Consider the following 24,521-nt stretch of genomic DNA (forward strand, 5'->3'; position numbering starts at 1 on the left):
ATGGGTTTTGAAATGAGCTTCATAGCGGTGCTGGTACTACTGATCGCATTGCTGGCATCAGCCTTTCGTATCCTGCGTGAATACGAACGTGGCGTGGTATTCCAGCTGGGCCGCTTCTGGAGAGTCAAAGGGCCCGGGCTGATTCTGGTCATCCCAGGCATTCAACAAATGGTGCGGGTCGATCTGCGCACGCTGGTACTGGACGTACCGACCCAGGACGTGATCTCCCGCGATAACGTGTCGGTGAAGGTCAACGCCGTGGTCTATTACCGGGTACTGGATGCCGAAAAAGCCATCATTCAGGTCGAGGATTATCATTCGGCCACCAGTCAGTTGGCCCAGACCACCCTGCGGGCGGTGTTGGGCAAGCATGATCTGGACGACATGCTGGCCGAGCGCGAGCAGCTCAACAACGACATCCAGCAGGTGCTCGACGCCCAGACCGACGCCTGGGGGATCAAGGTCGCCAACGTCGAGATCAAGCATGTTGACCTCGACGAGTCGATGATCCGCGCCATCGCGCGCCAGGCCGAAGCGGAACGCGAGCGGCGCGCCAAGGTCATTCATGCAGAGGGCGAATTGCAGGCATCGGAGAAACTGATGCAGGCGGCCGAGATGCTCGGCCGCCAGCCCGGTGCGATGCAGCTGCGCTACATGCAGACGTTGAGCAACATCGCAGGCGACAAGAACTCGACGATCGTCTTCCCGCTGCCCATGGAGCTGCTGCAGGGCCTGGGCAGCCTCACTAGGAAATCCGAGTAGAACGCCTTATGCACATACACCGAGCGATACCCGCTGTCTCTTTGTTATCCACGCTCCTATTGGTACTGAGCCTGGCCGGCTGCGCGGCCTTCGGCCAGCGCGATCCGCTGAACGTCCAGGTCGCCGGCATCCAGCCCCTGCCGGGCGAAGGGCTGGAGCTGCGCATGGAGGTCAAGCTGCGAATACAGAACCCCAACGACATGGCGCTCGATTACAACGGGGTCGCGCTCGATCTGGACGTCAATGGCCGGCGTCTGGCCAGCGGCGTCAGCGACGCGAGCGGCAGCGTGCCGCGCTTCGGCGAAGTCGTGCTGAGCGTGCCGGTGACGGTTTCCGCCTTCTCGGCGGCGCGCCAAGCGTTGGGGCTGGCCGAGAACATCGGCATGAACGAAGTGCCCTACGTGCTGCGCGGCAAGCTGGCCGGTGGGTTGTTCGGCACGCAGCGCTTCGTCGAGAAGGGCACGTTGGATCTGTCACCGGCGGTAACTTCGCCCTATCGCCGGCCTTGAGTCATTTGCCGACATTCGGGGAATCGGCTGCCAGCGGAATGAAACGCAGGAAACCGATTTCAACGAGTGCCGGGTACGGCGCTAGTACATCACCAGCAAAACGCCGCAGACCGCCAATAGCGGCACCACAGGCAGTACCCAACGTGACCGCCAGGCGAGCAGCAACGCCAGCATGATGCCGGCCAGCATCACCAGGCAAAACCAGACAACCGCTCCCATCTCACCGCCCTCGCTGGCGATGCACAGCCACAGAGCGACGCCGAAGCAGCCCGCAGCCAGCGTCCGCAGCCCCCTTATCCCCAGCAGATGCGTATCGGCGCGCAACAGCACGCCACGGTGGCGGTTCATGGCCAGGCAGAGCAGCGTCATGCCCAGGTAGGCCATTGCGAAAGCCAATAGCAGCATGGTCAGGCCTCCTGCACGCGAGTGGTCCGACCGCGCGCCGCAGCGGCAACCGGCGTTGTGTTCAAGCGCCAGGCGCAGGCCGCACAGACCAGCCCCACGACGATCATGAACAGATCGACCGACGCCAAGGCCCAGTCACCGCGTCCGACGCTGGCGATCAGATGACCATCGGAGGTCAGCGCGTTGACGACCGGCAAGCCGAGCGCGAGCACGGCGCCGAGCAGCAGTTGCTCGCGCAGCAGGCGACGGCTCTGATGGCGGCGCAGAACGGCCCAGAGCACAGCCAGCAACCAGACGCCGACGAACACCCAGCCTTCGGCCACGGCACGTTCGGCGAATGTCGCCGGGATCAGGCGATTACCCCACAGCAGCGCCAGACTGGCCAGCGGCAGACCGGCGAACACCGACGCGTTCAATGCGCGCACCCAGACCACACTCGCATCACCGCGCTGCTCGCGTTTGGCCAGCCAGACCTGCAGCCCGCCGACCAGCATCGCGCAACCGGCAAGCCCCATCAGCAGATAAAGCAGACGCACCAGCGTGCCGCCGAACTGCGCCATGTGCAGCCCCGCCAGCCAGAGGTAGGCGCGATAGCCGGTGGAGGCGTCCTGGCGGTTGAGCAGCTCACCGGTGCCGGCGTCATAGCTGAGGGTGTCTTGCGGCGAACCGATACGCGAACGGTCACGAAGGCGGACGTCGACCACGGCCGAGGCATCATCGGGATGATGCACGCTGACCCAACCCACCTCGCCACCGCCCCATTGCTGGCGCGATTCGGCGATTAGCGCGTCGAGGGACACCGGGGTAGCCGGCGGCTGGTGCACTTCTTCGCGCTCGAAGCTACCCATCACCTCACTGAAGTACTGCATGACATTGCCGGAATAGCTCACCTGGGCGGCGGCCGGCATATAGGTCGCGGCGAAGATCGCCACACCGGTATACGCCAGTACCAGATGGAATGGAAAACCGACCACGCCGAACAGGTTGTGCGCATCGAGCCAGGCACGCTGGCCGTTGGCCTTGGGCCGCAGGGTGAAAAAGTCTTTGAAGATGCGCCGGTGGATGATCGCCCCCGACACCAGCGCGACGAGCATGAACATGCCGGCCAGGCCGACGATGTACATGCCGATGTCGCCGGCGTGCAGGTTGTAGTGCAGCTTGAAGAAGAACTCGCCGCCGACCGTTTCCGGCATCGGTACGGCCTGCGTACCGCGCGGATCGAAGGCGACGTTGTTGAAGGTCTCGCTGCCATCGACTTCCCAACCGAGCCGCCAGTAAGGCTCGCGCTCGGTCGGGCCGTGCATCCAGAACGCGTGGAGCTTTTCGCTGACGTTCTGCTGCAGCCAGCCGCGCACATCGTCCGCGCCCAGGCTCGAGACCACACCATCATGTAGCGCGGGGCGCATCCAGCGGGTGAGTTCTTTGTCGAAGCAGGCCACAGTGCCGGCGAAGATGATCACGAACAGCAGCCAGCTCGGCAGCAGTCCACCCCAGGTGTGCAAGCCGGCCATGCTTTGGCGCAGTTTCATGGACGAACCCTCCAGTCGCCGGAAAAGAACGCGGCCAGGCACAGCACCGCGGTCACGCCGACGATCAACAGCCATACCCGCGTGGCACTGCGGGCGGCGAACACGTAGATCACCACCGCCGTCCACACGGCAAAGCTGGCGAGGCTGGAAAACACCACACGATCAGGCCGGGCCAGCGGCAGGTAGACCGCCAGAAAGGCGGTCACCGCGTAGGCGACCGCATAGCCGCCGACCAGCGCCGCGAGCACACGCGACGCGATGTTCCAGCGGTTTATGGATACGTTGCGACTCACCTCGAATCCTCCCTTGCTGGCCGGCAAGCGGCGCGCGGCTCAGCGACGTTCAAAAGCTGTAGCTCGCGGTCGCCACCACGGTGCGGCGGTTGCCCGTGAAGCAGTCGCCACGCGACAGGCAGGTGGTGTAGTAGGTCTCGTCTTCCAGGTTGGTGGCGTTAACGGTGAAGGCCCAGTCCTGATAGGCGTAGCCGAGCATGGCGTCAAACAGCGTCGTCGATGGCGTCTTCAGCGTATCGGTGCCATCCCAGCTGGCGCCGACGTAACGCACACCGGCACCAGCGCTGAAGCCGGGAATGCCGGCGATGCTGAAGCGGTGCTGCGACCACAGCGAGGCCATATGTTCAGGCACGCTGGCGATGCGCTTGCCCTGCTGGGCGGAGGGGCCCTTGGCCACTTCGCTGTCCAGGTAGGTGTAGGTGCTGATCAGATCCCAGTTCGGGTTCATCTCGACCAGCCCTTCGAGCTCCAGTCCCTTGACCCGCGCTTCGCCGGCCTGGATGGTGCTGAGAGGATTCGCCGGGTTGGGCATCTGGCGGTTCTTCTCGCGCAGATCGAACACCGCGGCCGTGAGCAGCGTGTTGCTACCAGCCGGCTGGTATTTCACACCGAGCTCCCACTGCTCGCCCTCGAGCGGTTTGTAGGACTGCTGAGTGAAGTTATCCAGACCGATGATCGGCGTGAAGGATTCGCTGTAGCTGATGTAGGGCGCCACGCCATTGTCGAACAGGTACGTCAGACCGACGCGACCGGTGACCGCGTCATCCTTCTGCCGAGTGCCCTCCTCGACTCGCGTGTCCGCCCAATCCTTGCGCAGGCCGAGGGTCATCAGCCAGTTCTGGTAGCGGATCTGGTCCTGAGCGTACAGGCCCTGCTGGGCGACGCGCTGCTGCGGAACGTCGGAAAGCGTGATGCCGGACGGATCGAAGGTGCCGTACACCGGATCGTAGAGGTCCAGCGGGGTGGCCACGCCGCGAGCGGTCCGGCTATCGGTGACGGCGTGCCGGTAGTCGATACCCACCAGCGCGGTGTGCTGCAGCGCGCCAGTGTCGAAGCGCGACTCGGCCTGATGGTCGGCCGTCCAGATGGTGACTTCCGGCTTGGAAATGGACCAGACGCGGTTGACCGTGCGGTCGTCGGCGCCGAGTACCGGCGGCCAACCGTACATGGTCTGATAGCTGACCTTGCTCTTCTGCCAGCGCAGGTTCTGCCGCAGCGTCCAGGTGTCATCAAGCTGCCAGGCCATCTGCGAGGTCAGCGCTTTCTGCTCGCTGTCGTACTCATCGAAGCCCGGCTCGCTGACGAAGCGCTCACTGCCAATCTCGCCATAGGGCGCGCTGAGCACCGTGCCGCGGTGCGGCAAAAAGGAGCTGGTGGTGCCGCCGTCGTCCTTCTGCACATTGGCCATCAGAGTCCATTCGAACTGCTCGTTGGGACGCCAGGTCAGCGACGGCATGAATAGCAGGCGGTTGTCCTTGGTGTGATCGACCTGGGTCTGGCTGTCACGCTGGATCGCGACCACGCGATAGAGCAACGTGCCGTCTTCATCCAGCGGACCGGTGCTGTCGAAGGCGATCTGCTTGCGGTCGAAGCTGCCGTACTGCAGCTGCAGCTCGCTCTTCTGTTCGGCCTGCGGACGCTTGCTGACGAAATTGAGCAAGCCGCCGACCGAACTCTGCCCATAGAGCATGGACGACGGTCCCTTGATCACCTCGACGCGTTCCAGCGTGAAAGGATCGGTGCGTGTGTTGTTGTAGTTACCGACGCTCAGCTGCAGGCCATTGAGAAAGGTCGTCGGAGACACACCGCGAATCAGTGCGGAGTCGCCACGACTGTCGAAGCCATAGGCCTCGCCGCGCATGCCGGCGACATAGCGCAGCGAGTCCTGGATGGTCAGCGAACCCTGATCGCGGATGCGGTCGGCGGTGATCACGCTGATCGACTGCGGGGTCTCGACGATTGGTGTGTCAGTTTTGGTGCCGCTGACGCTGCGTTTTGCGACATAGCCTTCGACCGGGCCATTGCCCCGCTCGACTTCGCGTGGCGCAGTGATCTGTTGTGCCTCCAGCTCAACCGTATCCTGAGCCTCGGCGGCGAAGCAGGCAATCAGAACTGGCAGACCAAGCGCCAGTGGGCGCAAAGAAAACGGCGGCGAAGCGACAACGAGGCTCATGGGACCAACCCTTCAAATAACGTTAATGCGCATGATATTGATAAATGTTTTTATTTAGAAGAGGCTAGAACCAGTTCTTCACGAGCTCGTTAAACGCTGTTGAGTGCGATTGCTGGTGTGGCGACCCGCTGCTGCCCCGAGCATCGCAGCGCCTCGGCCTGCGATCGGTACCTCGTCCGGCCGGCTTCGTTCGAGCTGATAGATGCAACGGGATACCAACCACCAGGCTCAGCATCGGCCATTCAGCGAACCGGATTGAGTACTCGGATGGAACCTTGGCGCTACGTGCGGCAGCGCTTGGCCCATGAGGGACGACCGACACAAGCGGCCAACTACGCAAGGGTTAAGTGCAGGTGCGAACCGGATTGGCCATTCGGCCAACCAACTGAGCTAGAAGATTGTTGAGCTGACTCGACTCGGCCACGCGATGATGTTGGCGCCCCTCGTAACGCGCCGAGTCTGTACAAGATGCGCCAAACCATGTGCAGCAACTTCACAGGCGGAACGGCCAGCACTCAACGCCACATGGGTGGAGGCCAAATTACGGCGAACTGACGGCCCACCGATCGTCGAACGTGGGCGCCAGGACCCCGCACGCTCATGGGAGGTCAAACCACCGCGTCGATTGCACTACCGACGGCCACCGACAAGCCCAACGTCAAGCTGGGCTTCGAACAGATATCACTCTGGCGCCCACTCCGCCCGGCATCGGCCGGCTCGGCAGCGATGGGCCTCGTGGTTGGGGTCATCCTGCATCAGTTTGCGGATCACGCCATTGGTCCAACCGAAACCATCCTGCAACGGATATTCGCCACCGCCGGCATGTTCGGCGCTGGGGCGCAGCACATACTTCTCCACCAGCTTGCTTTCCTGTTCGAACAGCAGCGAGACGACCTTCAGCCATCGCTCTTCGATCTGCAGCGCCAAGGCGTTGTGCCCGTAGCGCTGCAGCCCGCGAATGCCCATCCACTGCAACGGCGCCCAGCCGTTGGGGCGGTCCCACTGTTCACCGGTGTCAGCAATTTCAGTGGTCGACAGCCCGCCAGGTGCCAGGAGCCGTTCACGAACGATATCGGCCACCCGCCCCGCCTGTTGATCGCTGGCCAGCCGGAGGAACAGTGGCGTCAGGGTCGCGGCGGTGAGGTTGTCGCGCTGCTGTTGCAGCGTCCAGTCGTAGTCGAAATAGGCGCCGTCCCGATCGCTCCACAGATACAGGTTGATCGCCGCCAGGCGCGCATCGGCGCGCTGGCGGAACGTCTTGGCGCATGCATGCCAGCCTTTCTGATCACTGAGTCGAGCAATCTGACATTCGACCTTGTGCAGGAAGCTGTTCAGATCCACCGGAATGATGTTGGTGGTGCGAATACTCGACAGGCGCTGCGGGTCGCCCAGCCAGCGTGAGCTGAAATCCCAGCCCGATTCGGCACCGGCGCGCAGGTCGCGATAGACCTCGTGCGCCGGCCGGCTCGATGAACGCGCGGTTTCCACGTCTTCGAGATAGGACTCCTCGCGGGGGGTGTCGCGCTCGTCCCAGTAGCGGTTGAGCACGCTGCCGTCGGGCAGACAGACACAGCGCCGATGCGCCTCACCGGGACGCAGATGATCGGCGCCCTCGGTCCAGAAGGCGTATTCCTTACGCAGTTGCGGCAGGTAATCGCTCGCGCGATGCACGCCGGTATCCTCGAACAGATCGATCATCAGCGCGAAAACCGGCGGCTGCGATCGACTCAGGTAATAGGACCGATTGCCATTTGGTACATGCCCGTAGGTATCGATCAGGTAGGCGAAGTTGTCGGCCATCGACCGTAGCAACTCGCAATGCCCGCTCTCGTCCAGGCCGAGCATGGTGAAGTAGGAATCCCAGTAGTACATCTCGGTGAAACGGCCGCCCGGTACGACGTAGTCGTGCGGCAAGGGCAGCAGTGAGGAGAACTCCGGATGCTGCCGCGGCTGTCGGGTGAGTATCGGCCAGAGCCGGTCGATGTGCTCGCTCAGGCTGTCGTCGGGGTTGGCCACGAACTCCGTAGGTGCCCTCTGGTAGACCTCGAAATGCTCCAGCACGAAGGCTTTCAGATCGAAACCGGGCTCGCCGCTACGTGTCCGATAGCTGTCCAGAATCCGCTCTGGATGCTGGCGTGGCGCGCAGTCGACGAAGGTCTTGCTGTCGGGAAACACGCGCTGCGTTTGCACCGCCACGAACAATTCCTGATAGCGGTCCGCCGGGGTCAGGGTGTCTGCGTCAGAAACCGCACGGGTGTCGTAATCGAAAGGGCTCAGATCGGTGTCGGTCATTGCTCGCTGTAGTTCCATAGCAGTCCGCCATCAATCACCAGTGTAGTACCGGTGATGTAATCGGCCTCGTCCGAGGCGAGAAACGCCACCGCACCAGCCACATCGCGTGGCTGCCCGAGGCGACCGGTGGGAATATTGGCGAGCAGGCCGGCCAGTTTCTCGGGTTGATTCATCAGGGCCCGGTTGATTGGCGTCTCGATCGCCCCCGGTGCCACGTTATTGACCGTGATCCCCAGCGGCGCCAGCTCGATCGCCAGGTTGCGCATAAGCAACTTCAGCCCACCCTTGCTGGCGCAGTAGCTGGTGAAGTTGGGAAACGGCAACTCCTCATGCACCGAGCTGTTATTGATGATCCGCCCGCCTCGGCCGGCATCGCGCAGATGCCGCGCGAACGCCTGGGCGAGAAAGAACGGGCCACGCAGGTTGACGTTGAGCACCAGGTCGTAATCGCCTTCGCCGGCCTCGAGAAACGGACTATGCCGCTGCACGCCGGCGTTATTGACGAGTATGTCGAGACGCCCCATCTGCTCGATTGACTGCGCCACCAGCCGCCGGCATTCGGCGGCGACCCCGACATCGGCAGCAATGAAACAGGCCTGGCGACCCAGCGCACGAACCTGCTCGAGGGTTGCCTGGGATTCGTCGTCATCGTGCCGGCCATTGATGACCAGATCGGCGCCTTCCTCGGCCAGACGCACGGCGATGCCACGACCGATACCCTGGGAGCTGCCGGTGACCAGTGCGACTTTGTTCTGCAATTTCATCGATTCCCCTCGTGGCGGACGGGCCGCTACCGCGGCCTTCGATCATCCTCCTGAGACGGGCTGTTACCGGCTCCGTTCAATGCCGCCTGTTTGTGAACGTTTCAGAACATCCGGGATTGGTCGACGCGGCAGACAAATGCCATCGCAGAGGCGCAGAATGGCCGGCTCTCCGCCGCACCGTTTCGGAATTTCCATGGCCACTGCCGATCTGCGTAAAGGGTATCTACTGGGTCTGACGACCTTCTGCATCTGGGGCATGTTTCCGCTCTACTTCAAGTCAATCGAACAGTATGCGGCGCTGGAGATCGTCACCCAGCGCGCCATCTGGTCGGCGCTGTTCGGTACGCTGGTGCTCATGCTGTGGCGCCACCCGGGCTGGTGGCAGGAACTGCTCGCTCACCCGCGGCGAATCGGCGTGCTGATGATCTCCAGCGTGCTGATCGCGACCAACTGGCTGATTTACGTCTGGGCGGTCAATCACGACCACATGCTCGAAGCGAGCCTGGGCTATTACATCAACCCACTGGTCAATGTGCTGCTCGGGTTGATCGTACTGCGCGAACGGCTACGACCGCTGCAGTGGCTGGCGGTGGCGATGGCGGTGGTCGGTGTGCTCCTGCAGTTGATCACGCTCGGGGATTTCCCCTGGGTGTCGATCGCCCTCGCACTGAGCTTCGCTACCTACGGTCTGCTGCGCAAACAGGCGCCGGTGGCGGCGCTGCCGGGCCTGGTGGTCGAAACCTGGCTACTGCTACCGATCGCCCTGGGCTGGCTGTTCTTCTTCGGCAGCGGACCGAGCACCGAATGGTCGTTCTGGACCGATCCACAGGCTCTCTGGCTGGTCGCAGCCGGGCCGGTGACATTGTTGCCGCTGCTGTGCTTCAACGCCGCCGCGCGCCACCTGCCCTATTCGACGCTGGGATTCTTGCAGTACATCACGCCAACCCTACTGCTGATATTGGCGGTATGGGTGTTCAACGAGCCCTTCCCCGCTGACCGCCAGCTCGCGTTCATCTGCATCTGGGCCGGCCTGGCGGTATACAGCTACGACGCCTGGCGGCTGATGCGCCAAGTGTCGGTGAGGTAAGGCGTTTACTCGGCTGACTGCAGTTTCAATTCCACCATCAGCTCATCGGCCAATGTCTCCAGGTGCTGCTGGAGTTCATCCAGCGACAGCTCGGCTGGCACCGCCAGCCGAGCGTCGGCATGAAACAGCAGCTCGTTGGTCATCGGCGCGGGCAGGACGTCGGTGTTCAGGCTTTCGACATTGATGCCGTGCCCCGCCAGCAGGCGGGTGATGTCGCGCACGATACCCGAGCGATCGTTGCCTACGAGCTGAAGCTGGATCATTCGCCAGCTGCGTTCGGGCACCTCGCCGCTGCGCGCAAACACCACCCGAATACCCTGCTGCTCCAGCAGTTGCAGCGCATCGGTCAGCCCGGCGTGAGCGTCCTTCGGTACCGCGACCCGCAAAATCCCGGCGAACTGGCCAGCCATGCGCGACATGCGGCTGTCCAGCCAGTTACCGCCATGCTCGGCGATGCACTTGGCCACGCGCTCGACCAGCCCGGGCTGATCTTCGGCAATGACGGTTAGGACGAGATGATCCATTTTGGGCTCCTCAAATGATGGATGGACGCCCCCTGCGGGTCGTCCGGGAAACGAATGCTATGGACCTCACTCGTGGCGTCCGGCTCCATAGGTATAGAACAATCTACCGCCGTCGCCGCGCCGAGCCAGCCATTTCAAACCCGCCGACTCAGGCATTGACTCGCTCGCCGCGAGGTTGAAGAGCGGTCCATTTGGCGGACTGATTTTCCAAACCGCTTCATGTAGTATCCGCCGACCCGGACTACAAGAAGAACTGTCCGACGGATTTGAAGAAGAACCAAGTGAGGCGAGTAATGACTGAGCGCGTTGAAGTCGGTGGCCTGCAGGTCGCCAAAGTCCTGTACGACTTCGTGAACAACGAAGCGATTCCCGGTACTGGTGTTGATGCCAATGCCTTCTGGGCCGGCGCCTCCAGCGTCATCCACGACCTGGCGCCGAAGAACCGCGCGCTGCTGGCCAAGCGTGACGACCTGCAGGCGCAGATCGATGCCTGGCACCAGGCCCGCGCCGGTCAAGCCCACGATCCGGTGGCCTACAAGGCCTTCCTGCAGGACATCGGCTACCTGCTGCCGGAAGCCGAAGACTTCCAGGCCACTACACAGAACGTCGACGAAGAAATCGCCCGCATGGCCGGCCCGCAATTGGTGGTGCCGATCATGAACGCGCGCTTCGCCCTGAACGCGGCCAACGCCCGCTGGGGCTCGCTGTACGACGCGCTCTATGGCACCGATGCGATTTCTGAAGAAGACGGCGCCACCAAGGGTCCGGGCTACAACGAAATCCGCGGCAACAAGGTCATCGCCTACGCTCGCGCCTTCCTCGATGAGGCCGCGCCGCTGGAAAGCGGCTCGCACGCCGACTCCACCGGCTACCGCATCGAAGCAGGCAAGTTGGTCGTCGCGCTGAAGAGCGGAAATACCAGCGGTCTGCGGAATCCCGCCCAGCTGCGTGGCTTCCAGGGCGCCGCCGACGCACCGATCGCGGTGCTGCTCAAGCACAACGGCATCCACTTCGAAATCCAGATCGACCCGGCAAGCCCCATCGGCCAGACCGACGCGGCCGGTGTCAAAGACGTGCTGATGGAATCGGCGCTGACCACCATCATGGACTGCGAAGACTCCATCGCCGCGGTCGACGCCGACGACAAGACCCTCGTCTACCGTAACTGGCTCGGCCTGATGAAAGGCGACCTGGTCGAGGAGCTGGACAAGGGTGGCAAGCGCATCACGCGCGCCATGAACCCGGACCGCGTCTACACCCAGGCCGATGGCAACGGCGAGCTGACCCTGCATGGCCGCTCCCTGCTGTTCATCCGCAACGTCGGCCACCTGATGACCAACGACGCCATCCTCGACAAGGACGGCAACGAAGTGCCCGAAGGCATCATGGACGGCCTGTTCACCAGCCTGGCCGCGATGCACAACCTCAAGGGCAACACCACTCGCGCGAACAGCCGCACCGGCTCGATGTACATCGTCAAACCGAAGATGCACGGCCCGGAAGAAGTCGCCTTCACCACCGAGCTGTTCGGTCGCGTCGAAGACGTCCTCGGCCTGCCGCGTAATACCCTGAAGGTCGGCATCATGGACGAGGAACGCCGCACCACGGTCAACCTCAAGGCCTGCATCAAGGAAGCGCGCGAGCGTGTGGTGTTCATCAACACCGGCTTCCTAGACCGCACCGGCGACGAAATTCACACCTCCATGGAAGCTGGCCCTGTGGTTCGCAAGGCGGCGATGAAGACTGAGAAGTGGATCGGCTCCTACGAAAACAACAACGTCGACGTCGGCCTGGCGTGCGGTCTGCAGGGCAAGGCGCAGATCGGCAAGGGCATGTGGGCCATGCCCGACCTGATGGCGAGCATGCTCGAGCAGAAGATCGGTCATCCCATGGCCGGCGCCAACACCGCCTGGGTCCCCTCGCCTACCGCCGCGACGCTGCACGCCATGCACTACCACAAGGTCGACGTGTTCGCTCGTCAGGCTGAGCTGGCCAAGCGCGAAAAAGCCTCGGTCGATGACATCCTCACCATTCCGCTGGCACAGCACACCAACTGGAGCGACGAGGAAAAGCGCAACGAACTGGACAACAACGCGCAGGGCATCCTCGGCTACGTGGTCCGCTGGATCGACGCCGGCGTCGGTTGCTCGAAGGTGCCGGACATCAACGACATCGCACTGATGGAAGACCGCGCCACCCTGCGCATCTCCAGCCAGCACATGGCCAACTGGCTGCGTCATGGCGTGGTGACCGAGGAGCAGGTCGTCGAAAGCCTCAAGCGCATGGCACCGGTGGTGGATCGTCAAAACGCCGGGGATCCGACCTACCGCCCCCTGGCCCCGGACTTCGACAACAACGTCGCCTTCCAGGCCGCGCTGGAACTGGTGCTCGAAGGCACCAAGCAGCCCAACGGCTATACCGAGCCGGTCCTGCACCGCCGCCGTCGCGAGTTCAAGGCCAAGAACGGCCTGTAACCGCAGCAGTTGCGAAGAACCGCCCTCCGGGGCGGTTTTTTTATGTCCTGATTCCGCCAGACGGCGCTCAAGTTCAGGCTGCGACAACCGATAACGTGACCCGAATGCCATTTCTAGTCACAATATTTCAGATAGATGGCATTCCGCTATTACGTGCTGTCTCGTAGTATCCGCCGCCCGCCGTGGAGTCGATGCATGTTCAAAAACTTTTCGCTTACCGCCAAGCTGTCATTGGTTCCTGCCGTTGCCCTGTTCGGGCTGGTTTTGTATGTCGGCTACACCTGGCTGCAGCTTTCCGCGACGGATTCGCGATTGGTCACCATCGAGACGCAAAGCTACCCGACACTTGAAAAGGCCGACGTGGTGATTTTTCAATTCTCGCGTATTCCCGGCCTGTTGAATAACGCCGTGGCGGCCGGCGAGCTGGGCACTCTTGACGAAGCGCGCCAGGTGCTGCGTGAGATCGACTCACAGCAACAGGCTTTGGCTACCCTTCTGGCCAGCCAGCCGCAACAACGCCAGGCACTCGACGGCTGGCGCAACGCCGTCAAAGCTTATGCGGACAATGCCCTCGACGCCTCGGCTAAGTTGATCGACGGCAGCGCCTCGTTCGATGACCTCCGGCCGAGTCTGGACCGCATGGCCAGTGATCTGGCCCAAGCGCAGAAGCAGGCTACCGAGTTCCGCGCGGGTGCCTATGGTGATTTCCAGCAGACCCTCGCCAGGACCCGCGAAGCCAACGAAAACACCACGCGCCTGGGCATCATCCTGTCCCTCGTGCTCATCGTGGTGGTCAGCCTCGGTGCCTGGTTGGTAATTCGCAGCGTGATGGCCAACGTACGCGGTGTGATCGCCTCGCTGCAGTCCATCGCCCGCGGTGATGGCGACCTGACCCAGCGTGTGAACGTCGAGTCGAACGATGAAATCGGCGCCATGATTGAGCTATTCAACGGATTTCTCGACAAGCTGCAGCACACCATCCGCCAGATCATCGAAGCCGCCAGCCCGCTCGGCCAGGTGTCCAAGGAGCTGTACAACCTGACCCAAGGGTCGGAAGAAAACGCCAAGTCGCAGCAACACCATACCGACTCGATCACTCGCGACATCCTCACCATGACCGGAAGCATCCAGGAAGTGGCGCAGCGTTCGCAGCAGGCCTCCGGTGAAGCCAACGCCGCCGCACGCCAGGCTGCTACCGCACGCGAGCACGTTGGCAGCCTGTCCAGCGGGATCAGCGACTTGGGCGACAGCGTAATGGGCGCCGTCAAGGCCATGGAACAGCTGGAGGAAGAAACCCAGGAAGTCGGCTCGGTACTCACCGTAATCCGCAGCATCGCCGAACAGACCAACCTGCTCGCGCTGAACGCAGCCATCGAGGCCGCCCGCGCCGGCGAGCAGGGTCGTGGCTTTGCCGTGGTCGCCGACGAGGTACGCAATCTGGCGCAAAAGACTGCCGCGTCCACCGCGGAGATCCAGCAGATCATCCAGCGGCTGCAGAGCAGCGCCAACACCGTGCTCAACGTGATGACCAGCAATGGCGAGAAGTCTCGCGCGAGCATCGAGCGCTCGGTCGAGGCGACCCATCTGCTCGAGACCATTGCGTGCACCGTCAACCAGATCGACGAACTCAACGCCGGCATCGCCCAGTTCACCCAGGAACAGATCGGCCTGTCGAGTTCCATCCAACAAGAAACCCAAGTGTTGCAGCAGGACGCACAAGCAACCGCAAACGGCGCCGAAGCTACTGCCCGTCTGGGCGAGCAACTGGTCAGCACGGGCGATCACCTGCGTGCGGCCACGGCCCAATTCCGCGTTTAAATTGCTTTAGGAGCAACCTGATGACCGCAGTACGTGTTATCGGCCTGGCAGCCGTCTGCCTCGCGACCACCCCTGTCTTCGCCCTGGAACAGGGCGAGCACCGCTTCAACGGTTTCGGCACCGTCGGCTTCACCCACCTGGGTGGCGAGGACGAAGGCCGCAGCTATGGCGTGCAAGGCCAGACCAACGATTCCTGGCGCGGCGACCAGCTGTCCAAGTTTGGCGCGCAGCTGAGCTACGGCGTGACCGACACCGTCGGCGTGACCGTTCAGGCCACTGCCAAGGCGCAGCAGGATGAGTGGAAAGCCAATCTCGAGTGGGCCTACCTCTCATGGCAGACCAACGATCAGCTGATGCTTCGCGCCGGCCGCCTGCGCAGCCCGGTCTACATGTATTCCGAAAGCCTCGACGTTGGCTACAGCTACCCTTGGCTGCGCCTGCCCGACGAGGTCTACAGCCAGGTCCAGGTGACAAACTACGAAGGTGTCGATGCGGTCTACACCGTCCCGCTTTCCTACGGATCGGTGACCTTCCAGGTTGCTGGCGGTCAGGCAAAGAATCGTGACTACTACGCCTACGACGAACAGTTCGATATCGACTACGGCAACCTGTTCGGCGCCAGCGTGAGCCTGGCCACCAATGAATTCGGCACGCTGCGTGTCGGCTACGTCGAAGCGGATATCAAGACCGATATCAGCGGCACGGTAGACGCTACCGCGATCGGCCTGGGCGCAAACCGTTCGCTTTCGCTCCTGAACCTCGATAAAGAAAAAGGCAAGTTCACCTCGATCGGCTACCAGTACGACAACGGCACCTGGATCAGCAGCAACGAGTGGACCTCGCGCATGATCGAGAACGATGACATGGAATCCATCGACTCGTTCTACCTGATGGGCGGCCGTCGTTTCGGCGATTTCCTACCGCACCTGACCTATGCACAGCTGGACGACAACGGTGGCCGTCAGAGCTCCTGGACCCTGGGCCTGAACTATCAAGCTGCGCCGACCGTGGTAGTCAAGGGCGAGTACAAGCGCGTCGATACCAAGAACGGGTATGACGGGGTGTTCACCCGTAGCGCTCAAGAGGTCTTCGACAACGCTGTAGGGATTGCCCCGACCCGCAACTACGACGGCGACATCGTTTCCGTCGGCGTCGACTTCGTATTCTGAGGAGCGTCCAGATGAAAGTATCCCTTCGCATCCTTGGCAGCGCAGTGCTGCTCGGCATGGCCTCCATGGTTCAGGCCGAAGTCGCCGTGATCGTCAACCCAGGCGCGGCCAAGGCCCCGTCGCAGTCCGACGTCGCCAATATCTTCCTGGGCAAGGACAAGTCCATGAAAGGCGTCGACCTCAAGAACTGGACGCCGGCCAAGGAGAGCTTCTACACCGCAGTGACCAGCAAGAACGAATCGCAGCTGAAGTCCTACTGGTCCGGTCTGGTGTTCACCGGCAAGGGCCAGCCAATGAGCAGCGTCGCCGACGACGCCGCGATGATCGCCAAGATTGCCGCCGAAGCCGACGCCATCGGCTATGTCGACAGCGCCGCGGTCAACGATTCGGTCAAGGTGCTGTTCACCCTGCCGTAATTTGAAGCAAAAAAACCGCCTTCCCAGGCGGTTTTTTTTGCCTGCAGAATCGGCAACACCCGGCTGATACAGCTGATGCCTGGCAGCTCAAAGCGCCTTGCCCGCGACTAGACTTACGTCCAATGGGCCCCTTCGGACCTGCAGCCCACCATTGGGCGCAAAAAATGGACGCAAAAACCATGAGCAAAGCCGATGCTTTCGCCGAGGCAGGCAAGACCGCCGTCATGCAGAACATCCATGGAACCATGGAGTTTCTGCGAAAGTTTCCTCCATTCAATCAAATGGAGCCGGGCCATCTCGCCTACCTGGTCGAAAACTGTCAGCTGCGCTTTTACAGTGAGGGCGACTGCATCATTTCGCCCGATGATGGCGTCGTCGAGCATTTCTACATCGTCAAGCAGGGGCGTGTGCACGGTCAGCGTCCGCATACCAGCAAGCGCGGCACCGAGACCACGTTCGAAGTGATCGTCGGCGAATGCTTTCCGATGGCGGCGCTGATGGGCGAGCGCGCCACCCGTACCGGCCATTTCGCCGCGGAAGACACCTTCTGTTTCCTGTTGAACAAGCCGGCGTTCATCAAGCTGGTGTCCAAATCCGCCGCGTTCCGCGACTTCGCCATGCGCGGGGTCAGCAGCCTGCTGGACCTGGTCAACCAGCAGGCACAGATGCGCGCGGTGGAAAACCTCGGCGCGCAGTATTCGTTGGATACCCGTATCGGCGAGCTGGCGTTGCACCATCCGGTTTCCTGCCTGCCCTCCATGCCGCTACCCGAAGCGGTCGGCCTGATGAACGACAGCAACGTCGGCAGCATCGTGATCACCGATAAGGCACTGCATCCGCAAGGCATCTTCACTTTGCGCGATCTCCGGCACGTGATCGCCAACGGCACCACCGAGCTATCCGCGCCGATTTCCCGATTCATGACGCCAAACCCTTTCCATCTGCCGCCGGACGCCAGCGCATTCGACGCGGCGATCGCTATGACCGAGCGGCATATCGCCCACGTTTGCATTGTCGAGAACGGTACGCTGCGCGGCGTGATTTCCGAGCGTGACCTGTTCTCCCTGCAGCGGGTCGATTTGGTCCATCTGGCCCAGGCGATCTCCCACGCCGACAGCGTCGAGACGCTGGTGATCATCCGCAGCCGCATCCTGCCACTGGTCGACAACATGCTGGCGCACGGCGCCTCCTCGACGCAGATCACCCACATCATCACGCTGCTCAATGATCACTCGGTCTGCCGCGTCATCGAACTGGCCATCGACGCGCTCGGCGATCCCGGCGTCCCGTTCACCTGGCTGTGTTTCGGCAGCGAAGGGCGCAGAGAGCAAACACTTCACACCGATCAGGACAACGGCATTCTGTTCGAAGCCGCCGACGCCGCCGAGGCTGCACATATCCGCGGACGCCTTCTACCGCTGGCCGAGCGTATCAACCAGGACCTGGACACCTGCGGCTTTACCCTGTGCAAGGGCAATATCATGGCCAGCAACCCCCAGCTGTGCCTCTCGAGGCAGGAATGGCAACGCCGCTTCAATTCGTTCATTCGCGAGTCAACGCCGGAGAACCTACTCAGCAGCACCATCTATTTCGACCTGCGGGCTATCTGGGGGCCGTGTGAAGGTTACGAGCAGTTGCGTCACGACTTGCTCGAGGAAATCGGCGAGAACCGCCTGTTCCAGCGTATGCTCGCCGACAACGCCTTGCGCCACCGACCTCCAGTGGGTCGCTTCCGCGATTTCGTGGTGACCCGCAAGGGCGAGGGCAAGCCGACCCTGGATCTCAAGGTGCAGGGCCTGACACCCTTCGTCGACGGTGCACGCCTACTCGCGCTGAGTCACGGCATCGCCACCTGCAATACCCTCGACCGGCTGCGCCAACTGGTCGAAAAGGACGTCATCGACGCAAAGGATGGTGCGGCCTATGAAGAGGCCTACCATTTCATCCAGCAGACGCGCATGCAGCAGCACCAGCAGCAGGCACGCGACGGACAGCCCTATTCCAACCGGCTCGACCCGGATAGCCTCAACCACCTGGATCGACGCATCTTGCGCGAATCCTTCCGTCAGGCCCAGCGCCTGCAGAGCAGCCTGGCCCTGCGTTATCAGTTATGAATATGCCCTGGTTCAAACTACGAGGCCCGATCCTCGGCCTGGAACAACTGCAACGACGCGATCAGCTGCCCGAGCCGGCGGCACTCGGCACCTGTCCGCTCCGCGAGCAGCGCCTGGTGGTGCTGGACCTGGAAACCAGTGGCCTGGATATGCGCCGCGACATCGTCCTGTCCATCGGCGCGGTGGTGATCGAGGACGGCGCCATCGACCTGGGCGATCAGTTCCAGTCGACCCTGCTGCGGCCGGCGCAGAAGATCAGCGAAAGCGTGCTGATCCATGGCATAGCCCCCAGCGAACTGGAGGCTGGCGATGATCCGGTCGACGCGCTGCTGGATTTCATGGAGTTCGTTGGTGATAGTCCGATCCTGGCGTACCACGCGGTATTCGACCAGCGCATGCTGGCCCGCGCCCTGCGACAGGCGCTCGGCTACAAGCTGCGCCATCCATTTATCGACGTGGCCGAGCTCGCGCCGATGCTCTGCCCCGACAACCGGCCACGGGAGAATGGCCTGAACGAGTGGTGCAGCCATTTCGGTCTGCAGGTGCTGCAGCGTCATCACGCCAGCGCCGATGCACTGGTCACCGCCGAACTGGCCTTGATCCTCTTCAGCAAGGCGCGCCGCCAAGGTGTGGATAACCTCGCCGCGTTGAACCTACGCTTGGCCAACTGGCGACAGCGCCAGCGTGCGCGTCTGTGATGTCGGCGGTAAGCACCCACAGCGCCCAACCTCGCCCACCGCATGCCGACAATCTGTCGTTGCACCTATGACGGCAACTTGCGATCATGCGAATAGTTCTCGTTAGCGGCCATTTCGGCCTTGGAGCTTCGCCTTGTCGGCTGGTGAGTCGTCCAACCAACTCTTCGTGGGTTCGCTGTATCGCGACCATCGCGACTGGCTGCTCAATTGGCTGCGGCGCTATCAGGCCTGCCCGCACCGCGCCGAGGATCTGAGCCAGGACACCTTTTTGCGTTTGCTCAGGCGCAATGACCTGAACGGCGTGCGCGAACCGCGGGCGTTGCTGGCGACAATTGCCCGCGGCCTGCTGATCGATCAATTCCGCCGCAGCGCACTGGAACGCGCCTACCTCGATGAACTGGCGCTTCAACCGGAAGACACGCAACCCAGCGCCGAAGAGCAACTTCAAGTCATCGAAGCGCTGCGCGAGGTAAATGAGCTGCTTGGCCAGCTCTCGGCGAATGCGCGAGCCGCCTTCTTCTATAACCGCCTGGATGGCATGACGCACGGCGAGATCGCCCAGCGTCTCGGCGTTTCGGTCCCTCGCGTGCGTCAGTACCTGGCCCAGGCCCTGCGCCAGTGCTACATCGCGGTTTACGGCGAGCCTACATGAACATGGACCGTCAACCGGTATCGGCCCGTGTGCTCAATGAAGCCATCGCCTGGCAGCTGCGCCTCGGTGACGAAACGGCCGGCCCCCAGGTCAATGCCGAGCTCCAACGCTGGCTGAGCGATAGCGCCGAGCATGCCAAAGCCTGGGCGCAGCTGGGCGGCATCGACCAGCAACTGGGCAGTATCAATTCCCCGAGCGCGCGACATGCACTGCAGATCAGCGCGACGTCCCAGCGACGGCGAGCCACCGGCCGCGCCTTTCTCGGGCTGGCCTTGTTCAGCACGCTGGGTATAGGACTGGCGCTGCAGTCGCAGCCCTTGCCGGTGTGGCTGGCCGACGAGCGCACCGGCAGCGGCGAGCAACGGAGCCTCATGCTGGCCGACCGTAGCCATATCCAGCTGAACAGCCGCAGCGCGCTGGATATTCGCTTCGATGAGCAAGAACGCAGACTGTTTCTGCACCGCGGTGAAGTGCTTGTCGAAACCGCACCGGGCAGCGACCCGAGACCCTTTATCGTCGAAACTGAACAAGGTGATCTGCGCGCGCTCGGCACGCGATTCATCGTTCGGCAAGAGCGTGATGCAACCCGCCTGATCGTACTCCAATCCGCCGTGGCCGCGCTTCCGGACAGCCTCCAGGCGGGTCGTACCGTGCGGGCTGGCGAGCAGGTAGTGATGCATCGTGACCATCTTGACGACAATCAGGAAGCACCGATCGCCGCAGACGCCTGGAGCCGGGGCATGCTCGTGGTGGAAGACCTGCCATTGGGCGATCTGCTGGCGACACTCGGTGAGTACCGCCGTGGGTACCTCGGCCTTGACCCGAGCCTCGAATCCCTGCGCATCAGCGGCAGCTTTCCGCTGAGTGACACCGACCGCGCGCTGGCGGCCCTGCCGCCCAGCCTACCTGTGCGGATCGAGCGGCACACCGATTGGTGGGTCAAGGTGGTTCCGGCGCAACCCGTCAGCCCCCCGGGCAAGTAGCGACGGCGCCCACCACAGCGGCGCTGCAGGCCCCTATGAAAATATTTTCAGCTGCCCCTATCACTTTTCATTTCTGATCCGGCCTGATGAATAACTGAGACATATTCCTATTCGGGAGTTATTCACAAATGCCATCGCTTTCACTGTTCCGTCCCAGCCTCCTGGCCGTTGCTATTGCCGTCGCACCACTGCCACTACTGGCCCAGGCGGCCAACGGCGAAGCGGTTATTGGCGATGTTCGCGAGTACTCTCTGCCCGCCGCACCTCTGGCCTCGACCCTCAATCGTATCGCCGCCGAAGCGGGACTGGTGCTCAGCATCGATCCGGCGTTGACCCGCGACCGCATGGCCGAGCCGGTACAAGGCCGCTTCGATGGCCAGGGTGCGCTACAGCGAGCCTTGCGCGGCAGCGGACTCGAACTTCGTCAGGACCCTTCGGGCAGCTTCAGTTTGCAGCAGGCAGCAACCGAGGCGATGGCACTGCCGGATGTCACCGTAACGGCAACCGAGGCGTTGGCTGAGGGCGGCGAAGAAAGCGGCTATCGCGCCAGCGCCGTGCGAAACGTCGGCGCGCTGGGCGCAATGGCACTCCAGGATGCTCCCTATTCGGTGACAGTGATTTCCTCGGAGCTGATGGATAACATCCAGGCCACCTCCAGCGACGACATCTTCAAGCTCAGCCCGACCACGCAGTTCACCTCCCCGACCAGCGCCGGTTACGCCAGCGCGGTAGCCATTCGCGGCTTCAGCGGCGTCGGCAACCTGAGCATCGCCAATGACGGCCTGCGCTTCAGTAATGGCTACGATGGCGGCAACTTCATCGAGGAAATGGAGCGGCTGGAAATCCTCAGCGGTCTGTCCGGCTTCCTATATGGTCCGGCCAGCCCCGGCGGACTGGTCAACTACGTGCTCAAGCGCCCCACTGCCGAGCGCTACAACAGCGTGACCTACGGCACCCCTGGCGGCGAGAACCAATACCTGCACGGCGACTTCGGCGGGCCGATCGACAGCGAAGGTCGCTTCGCCTACCGCGTCAACCTGCTCGCCCAGGACGGTGAAACCGCCATTGACGGACAGGTCGAACGCCGTCACATGGCCAGCGTCGCACTGGACTGGAACGTCAGCGACGACTTGCTCATCCAGTTCGACGCCTCGCACAAGCAGAGCGAGACGCGGGGCCTCACCAGCTACTGGTACTTCGCCGATCAAGCATTCCGGCCTGATGCCGACGACTTGGAGAACGACGAGCTCTATAGCCAACGCTGGGCCTACAACGACAGTCGCCACGACCGTGTCGGCAGCCGCTTCCAGTGGCGCCTGAGCGACGTGTTCAGCCTGCGCGGCGCGCTGGGCTACAGCCAGTACACGACCGAATACGCCTATACGGGGCCGACCGTGAACTCGGCCGGCGTGTACGTCCAGCCGCTCTACGCCTTCGCCCCGGTGGAAACCGAAGAGACCTCCGGTAACCTTTTCCTCGATGCGGTTTTCGATACCGTGGGCATCGGCCATGAGATGACCTTCGGTTACCAAGGGAACACCGCCCGGGTTCGCTATAACACCGATTACATTCCCTTTCCGGGTCCGCAATACGTGTCGGTTACGCCCGAAGTGCCCTTCAGCGAGCGGCCGCAGGTGGCCAAGCCTGCCTACGACCTCGGCGATGGCGACTACCATCTGGCCAGCCGCAGCCAGTCCGACAGCGTACTGATCGGCGACGTCATCACATTCAACGAACAATGGTCGACGATCCTCGGCGTGACGCACTCGCGCATCAAGACCTTCAGCGACAACTTCGTCTGGGTCGAAGCGTTCGGCAGCGAGCCGGAAATTGAGGACTACAGCGAAACTAAAACCTCGCCCAACGTCTCGCTCGTCTACAAGCCAGTCGAGTGGCTGACTACGTACGTGACCTACATCGAAGGTCTGCAGACGGGCGGCGTGGCGCCGAGCGGCTCGAACAACGCCGGCCAGGCACTGGCGCCGATCGTCAGCGAGCAGTACGAAATCGGTGCGAAAGCCGAGCTCGGCGGCGCCCTGTACACCGTTGCGCTGTTCGACATCGAGAAGCCCAACACCTACACCAATGCAGCCAATTTCTTCGTTCAGGATGGCATGCAGAACAATAAGGGCCTGGAGTTCAGCGTAACGGGCAACGTTACCCCAGCACTGACGCTGGTAGGCGGCGTCACTTTGCTCGATCCGGTGGTAGAAGGCGCGGCGAACGCTGCCAACGACGGCAATCGCCCGGTCGACGTGGCGAGGCACCTGGCCAAGCTGTACGGCGAATACGCGATCTTCGGCGTACCCGGGCTGACGCTCACCGGTGGCGCCTTCTACACCGGCAAGCAATACACCGACGAGGCCAACGACAATACCATCCCCTCGTTCACCACATTCGACCTGGGCGGTCGCTATCGCATGGCCTTGGCGGATGAACGTGCCCTCACTCTGCGTGCCAACCTGAGCAACCTGACCGACGAGGAATACTGGCTGAGTAGCCATTACATTGGAGCACCACGCACCCTCAAGCTGTCGGCGCAGCTGGAGTTCTAATGCGGACCACCACCATCCGTCGCTGGTCCTTCGTCCACACCTGGACCAGCCTGATCTGCACGCTGTTCCTGCTGATGCTTGCCATTACCGGGCTACCGCTGATCTTTCACCACGAGCTGGAGCACCTGCTTGGCGAGGCGCCCGAGCTGCGTGAGATGCCTGCCGACACCCCGCACCTGGATCTGCAGCAGTTGGTCGCAGCAGCCGAACGGCATCGACCGCAAGAGGTGGTCCAGTACCTGGGCTGGGAAGCAGACGAGCCGTCCGGTGTGGTCGCCATCATGGCGGCGACCGCCGGCACCGAGCCGAATTCGTCCTATACCTTCATGCTCGATGCGCGCACCGGCGAAGCGCTGGAAATGCCGGCGGCCAATGGCGGGCTGATGATGTTCTTCTTGCGCATGCACGTGGACATGTTCGCTGGGCTTCCCGGCAAGCTGCTTTTGGCTTTCATGGGATTGCTGTTCGTCGTCGCCATCATTTCCGGAGTGGTGCTCTACGCGCCGTTCATGCGGCGACTGGAATTTGCTCAAGTGCGGCATGAACGAGCCAGCCGTACCCGCTGGCTGGATTTGCACAACCTGATCGGTGTCGTCACGCTCAGTTGGGCCTTGGTGGTGGGCATCACCGGTGTGGTCAGCGCCTGTGCGGACCTGCTGATCGAGGCTTGGCGTGCCGAATCCCTAAGCGCGATGCTCGAGCCCTACCGGGATGCCCCGCCGTTGACGGAACGCGCACCGGCCAGTCAGTTGCTGGAAATCGCCGCTCAGGCAGCACCAGGCATGCAGCCGGATTTCGTTGCATTTCCCGGTACGCGTTTTTCAAGCGAGCATCATTACACGGTGTTCATGAACGGCAGCAGCCATCTGACCTCACATCTGCTCACACCGGTGCTGATCGATGCGCAAACGCTCGACATCACAGCTGCCGGCAGCCGCCCCTGGTACATGGATGCGCTGTCGCTGTCCTCGCCGCTGCACTTCGGCGATTACGGCGGGCGGCCGATGCAGATTCTCTGGGCGGTGCTGGACGTGCTGACGATCATCGTGCTCAGCAGCGGGCTCTATCTATGGTGGGTACGACGTCGCGGCGCCACATCGACGCGCGAGGTGATGGCATGAGCTGGCGCCAATCGACGTTTCTGCTGCCCAGCCTGATCGCCCTGCTCGGCATGGCCGGATTGTTCGCCGCGCTGTTGGGTGATGGCTGGTGGGATACCTTGGCCTGGCTCGGGTTGGGCGCGCAGGCGGGGCTGGGGCTGTGGCCCCTGCTACCCCGGCCGCGGAAGCCGAGCCGGTAGCGAA

21 protein-coding genes are annotated in these 24,521 nt (G+C 62.6%); 14 read left to right on the forward strand and 7 right to left on the reverse strand.

Annotation, left to right across the window (positions count from 1 at the left end; all coding sequences use genetic code 11):
• Positions 1-762 (forward strand): slipin family protein, encoded by a 762-nt coding sequence (locus MCB86_RS13135; protein ID WP_045163923.1) that lies wholly within the window; start codon positions 1-3, stop codon positions 760-762.
• 8 nt (positions 763-770) lie between these two features.
• Positions 771-1,271 (forward strand): LEA type 2 family protein, encoded by a 501-nt coding sequence (locus MCB86_RS13140; protein ID WP_239611193.1) that lies wholly within the window; start codon positions 771-773, stop codon positions 1,269-1,271.
• Positions 1,272-1,352: 81 nt separating this feature from the next.
• Here MCB86_RS13140 and MCB86_RS13145 read toward each other — a convergent pair whose 3' ends face one another.
• The 6 genes from MCB86_RS13145 to MCB86_RS13170 form a co-directional block, all read right to left on the reverse strand.
• A complete protein-coding gene (locus MCB86_RS13145; protein ID WP_239611194.1) occupies positions 1,353-1,676 on the reverse strand; it encodes a DUF3325 domain-containing protein in 324 nt (107 codons plus the stop codon).
• A 2-nt stretch (positions 1,677-1,678) separates the two neighbouring features.
• On the reverse strand, positions 1,679-3,205 hold the full coding sequence (locus MCB86_RS13150; protein ID WP_239611195.1) for a PepSY-associated TM helix domain-containing protein: 1,527 nt from the start codon (positions 3,203-3,205) through the stop codon (positions 1,679-1,681).
• Positions 3,202-3,498: a DUF3649 domain-containing protein gene (locus tag MCB86_RS13155; RefSeq protein ID WP_239611196.1), complete on the reverse strand. Its 297-nt coding sequence runs from the start codon at positions 3,496-3,498 to the stop codon at positions 3,202-3,204. Before MCB86_RS13155 ends, MCB86_RS13150 begins: the two co-directional genes overlap by 4 nt.
• Positions 3,499-3,547: 49 nt before the next feature.
• Positions 3,548-5,671: a TonB-dependent siderophore receptor gene (locus tag MCB86_RS13160; RefSeq protein ID WP_239611197.1), complete on the reverse strand. Its 2,124-nt coding sequence runs from the start codon at positions 5,669-5,671 to the stop codon at positions 3,548-3,550.
• Positions 5,672-6,352: 681 nt separating this feature from the next.
• Positions 6,353-7,963, reverse strand: coding sequence for an alpha,alpha-trehalase TreF (treF, locus tag MCB86_RS13165; RefSeq protein WP_239611198.1), 1,611 nt, complete (start codon positions 7,961-7,963; stop codon positions 6,353-6,355).
• Complete coding sequence (locus MCB86_RS13170; RefSeq protein ID WP_045163930.1) at positions 7,960-8,727, reverse strand: glucose 1-dehydrogenase; 768 nt, start codon at positions 8,725-8,727, stop codon at positions 7,960-7,962. Before MCB86_RS13170 ends, treF begins: the two co-directional genes overlap by 4 nt.
• A gap of 193 nt (positions 8,728-8,920) precedes the next feature.
• Here MCB86_RS13170 and rarD point away from each other — a divergent pair, with 193 nt between their 5' ends.
• Positions 8,921-9,814: an EamA family transporter RarD gene (gene rarD / locus MCB86_RS13175; RefSeq protein WP_239611199.1), complete on the forward strand. Its 894-nt coding sequence runs from the start codon at positions 8,921-8,923 to the stop codon at positions 9,812-9,814.
• A 5-nt stretch (positions 9,815-9,819) separates the two neighbouring features.
• On the opposite strand, the gene MCB86_RS13180 is transcribed toward rarD, so the two are convergent.
• On the reverse strand, positions 9,820-10,338 hold the full coding sequence (locus MCB86_RS13180) for an ACT domain-containing protein (protein WP_239611200.1): 519 nt from the start codon (positions 10,336-10,338) through the stop codon (positions 9,820-9,822).
• A 293-nt stretch (positions 10,339-10,631) separates the two neighbouring features.
• Here MCB86_RS13180 and MCB86_RS13185 point away from each other — a divergent pair, with 293 nt between their 5' ends.
• The 11 genes from MCB86_RS13185 to MCB86_RS13235 all read left to right on the forward strand — a co-directional run bounded on the left by MCB86_RS13185 (position 10,632) and on the right by MCB86_RS13235 (position 24,517).
• Complete coding sequence (locus MCB86_RS13185) at positions 10,632-12,812, forward strand: malate synthase G (RefSeq protein WP_239611201.1); 2,181 nt, start codon at positions 10,632-10,634, stop codon at positions 12,810-12,812.
• A gap of 195 nt (positions 12,813-13,007) precedes the next feature.
• Positions 13,008-14,630: a methyl-accepting chemotaxis protein gene (locus MCB86_RS13190; RefSeq protein ID WP_239611202.1), complete on the forward strand. Its 1,623-nt coding sequence runs from the start codon at positions 13,008-13,010 to the stop codon at positions 14,628-14,630.
• A gap of 20 nt (positions 14,631-14,650) precedes the next feature.
• Positions 14,651-15,799: a hypothetical protein gene (locus tag MCB86_RS13195; RefSeq protein ID WP_045163935.1), complete on the forward strand. Its 1,149-nt coding sequence runs from the start codon at positions 14,651-14,653 to the stop codon at positions 15,797-15,799.
• 11 nt (positions 15,800-15,810) lie between these two features.
• Positions 15,811-16,215, forward strand: coding sequence for a phosphate ABC transporter substrate-binding protein (locus tag MCB86_RS13200; RefSeq protein ID WP_239611203.1), 405 nt, complete (start codon positions 15,811-15,813; stop codon positions 16,213-16,215).
• 179 nt (positions 16,216-16,394) lie between these two features.
• The gene (locus MCB86_RS13205) at positions 16,395-18,329 is read left to right on the forward strand and encodes a putative nucleotidyltransferase substrate binding domain-containing protein (RefSeq protein ID WP_239611204.1); all 1,935 of its coding nucleotides are present in this window, start codon (positions 16,395-16,397) and stop codon (positions 18,327-18,329) included.
• A complete protein-coding gene (locus tag MCB86_RS13210) occupies positions 18,326-19,027 on the forward strand; it encodes a 3'-5' exonuclease (protein WP_045163938.1) in 702 nt (233 codons plus the stop codon). The genes MCB86_RS13205 and MCB86_RS13210 overlap by 4 nt, the downstream gene beginning before the upstream one ends.
• Before the next feature lie 133 nt (positions 19,028-19,160).
• Positions 19,161-19,679 (forward strand): RNA polymerase sigma factor, encoded by a 519-nt coding sequence (locus MCB86_RS13215; protein WP_045163939.1) that lies wholly within the window; start codon positions 19,161-19,163, stop codon positions 19,677-19,679.
• 2 nt (positions 19,680-19,681) lie between these two features.
• A complete protein-coding gene (locus tag MCB86_RS13220; RefSeq protein ID WP_239611589.1) occupies positions 19,682-20,662 on the forward strand; it encodes a FecR family protein in 981 nt (326 codons plus the stop codon).
• A gap of 128 nt (positions 20,663-20,790) precedes the next feature.
• On the forward strand, positions 20,791-23,217 hold the full coding sequence (locus tag MCB86_RS13225) for a TonB-dependent receptor (protein WP_239611205.1): 2,427 nt from the start codon (positions 20,791-20,793) through the stop codon (positions 23,215-23,217).
• Positions 23,217-24,338: a PepSY-associated TM helix domain-containing protein gene (locus MCB86_RS13230; RefSeq protein WP_239611206.1), complete on the forward strand. Its 1,122-nt coding sequence runs from the start codon at positions 23,217-23,219 to the stop codon at positions 24,336-24,338. Before MCB86_RS13225 ends, MCB86_RS13230 begins: the two co-directional genes overlap by 1 nt.
• Positions 24,335-24,517, forward strand: a complete 183-nt coding sequence (locus MCB86_RS13235; protein ID WP_045163942.1) for a hypothetical protein — start codon at positions 24,335-24,337, stop codon at positions 24,515-24,517. Before MCB86_RS13230 ends, MCB86_RS13235 begins: the two co-directional genes overlap by 4 nt.
• Positions 24,518-24,521 lie beyond the last annotated feature (4 nt).

It is taken from the genome of Pseudomonas sp. KSR10, from assembly GCF_022355455.1.
Classification (GTDB): domain Bacteria; phylum Pseudomonadota; class Gammaproteobacteria; order Pseudomonadales; family Pseudomonadaceae; genus Stutzerimonas; species Stutzerimonas stutzeri_E.

Excerpts from the sequence above, each read along its gene's own strand:
- MCB86_RS13135 (WP_045163923.1), top strand. The coding sequence starts at position 1 with ATGGGTTTTGAAATGAGCTTCATAGCGGTGCTGGTACTACTGATCGCA.
- MCB86_RS13140 (WP_239611193.1), top strand. The coding sequence starts at position 771 with ATGCACATACACCGAGCGATACCCGCTGTCTCTTTGTTATCCACGCTC.
- MCB86_RS13145 (WP_239611194.1), bottom strand. The coding sequence starts at position 1,676 with ATGCTGCTATTGGCTTTCGCAATGGCCTACCTGGGCATGACGCTGCTC.
- MCB86_RS13150 (WP_239611195.1), bottom strand. The coding sequence starts at position 3,205 with ATGAAACTGCGCCAAAGCATGGCCGGCTTGCACACCTGGGGTGGACTG.
- MCB86_RS13160 (WP_239611197.1), bottom strand. The coding sequence starts at position 5,671 with ATGAGCCTCGTTGTCGCTTCGCCGCCGTTTTCTTTGCGCCCACTGGCG.
- treF (WP_239611198.1), bottom strand. The coding sequence starts at position 7,963 with ATGACCGACACCGATCTGAGCCCTTTCGATTACGACACCCGTGCGGTT.
- MCB86_RS13170 (WP_045163930.1), bottom strand. The coding sequence starts at position 8,727 with ATGAAATTGCAGAACAAAGTCGCACTGGTCACCGGCAGCTCCCAGGGT.
- rarD (WP_239611199.1), top strand. The coding sequence starts at position 8,921 with ATGGCCACTGCCGATCTGCGTAAAGGGTATCTACTGGGTCTGACGACC.
- MCB86_RS13180 (WP_239611200.1), bottom strand. The coding sequence starts at position 10,338 with ATGGATCATCTCGTCCTAACCGTCATTGCCGAAGATCAGCCCGGGCTG.
- MCB86_RS13185 (WP_239611201.1), top strand. The coding sequence starts at position 10,632 with ATGACTGAGCGCGTTGAAGTCGGTGGCCTGCAGGTCGCCAAAGTCCTG.
- MCB86_RS13190 (WP_239611202.1), top strand. The coding sequence starts at position 13,008 with ATGTTCAAAAACTTTTCGCTTACCGCCAAGCTGTCATTGGTTCCTGCC.
- MCB86_RS13195 (WP_045163935.1), top strand. The coding sequence starts at position 14,651 with ATGACCGCAGTACGTGTTATCGGCCTGGCAGCCGTCTGCCTCGCGACC.
- MCB86_RS13200 (WP_239611203.1), top strand. The coding sequence starts at position 15,811 with ATGAAAGTATCCCTTCGCATCCTTGGCAGCGCAGTGCTGCTCGGCATG.
- MCB86_RS13205 (WP_239611204.1), top strand. The coding sequence starts at position 16,395 with ATGAGCAAAGCCGATGCTTTCGCCGAGGCAGGCAAGACCGCCGTCATG.
- MCB86_RS13210 (WP_045163938.1), top strand. The coding sequence starts at position 18,326 with ATGAATATGCCCTGGTTCAAACTACGAGGCCCGATCCTCGGCCTGGAA.
- MCB86_RS13220 (WP_239611589.1), top strand. The coding sequence starts at position 19,682 with ATGGACCGTCAACCGGTATCGGCCCGTGTGCTCAATGAAGCCATCGCC.
- MCB86_RS13225 (WP_239611205.1), top strand. The coding sequence starts at position 20,791 with ATGCCATCGCTTTCACTGTTCCGTCCCAGCCTCCTGGCCGTTGCTATT.
- MCB86_RS13230 (WP_239611206.1), top strand. The coding sequence starts at position 23,217 with ATGCGGACCACCACCATCCGTCGCTGGTCCTTCGTCCACACCTGGACC.
- MCB86_RS13235 (WP_045163942.1), top strand. The coding sequence starts at position 24,335 with ATGAGCTGGCGCCAATCGACGTTTCTGCTGCCCAGCCTGATCGCCCTG.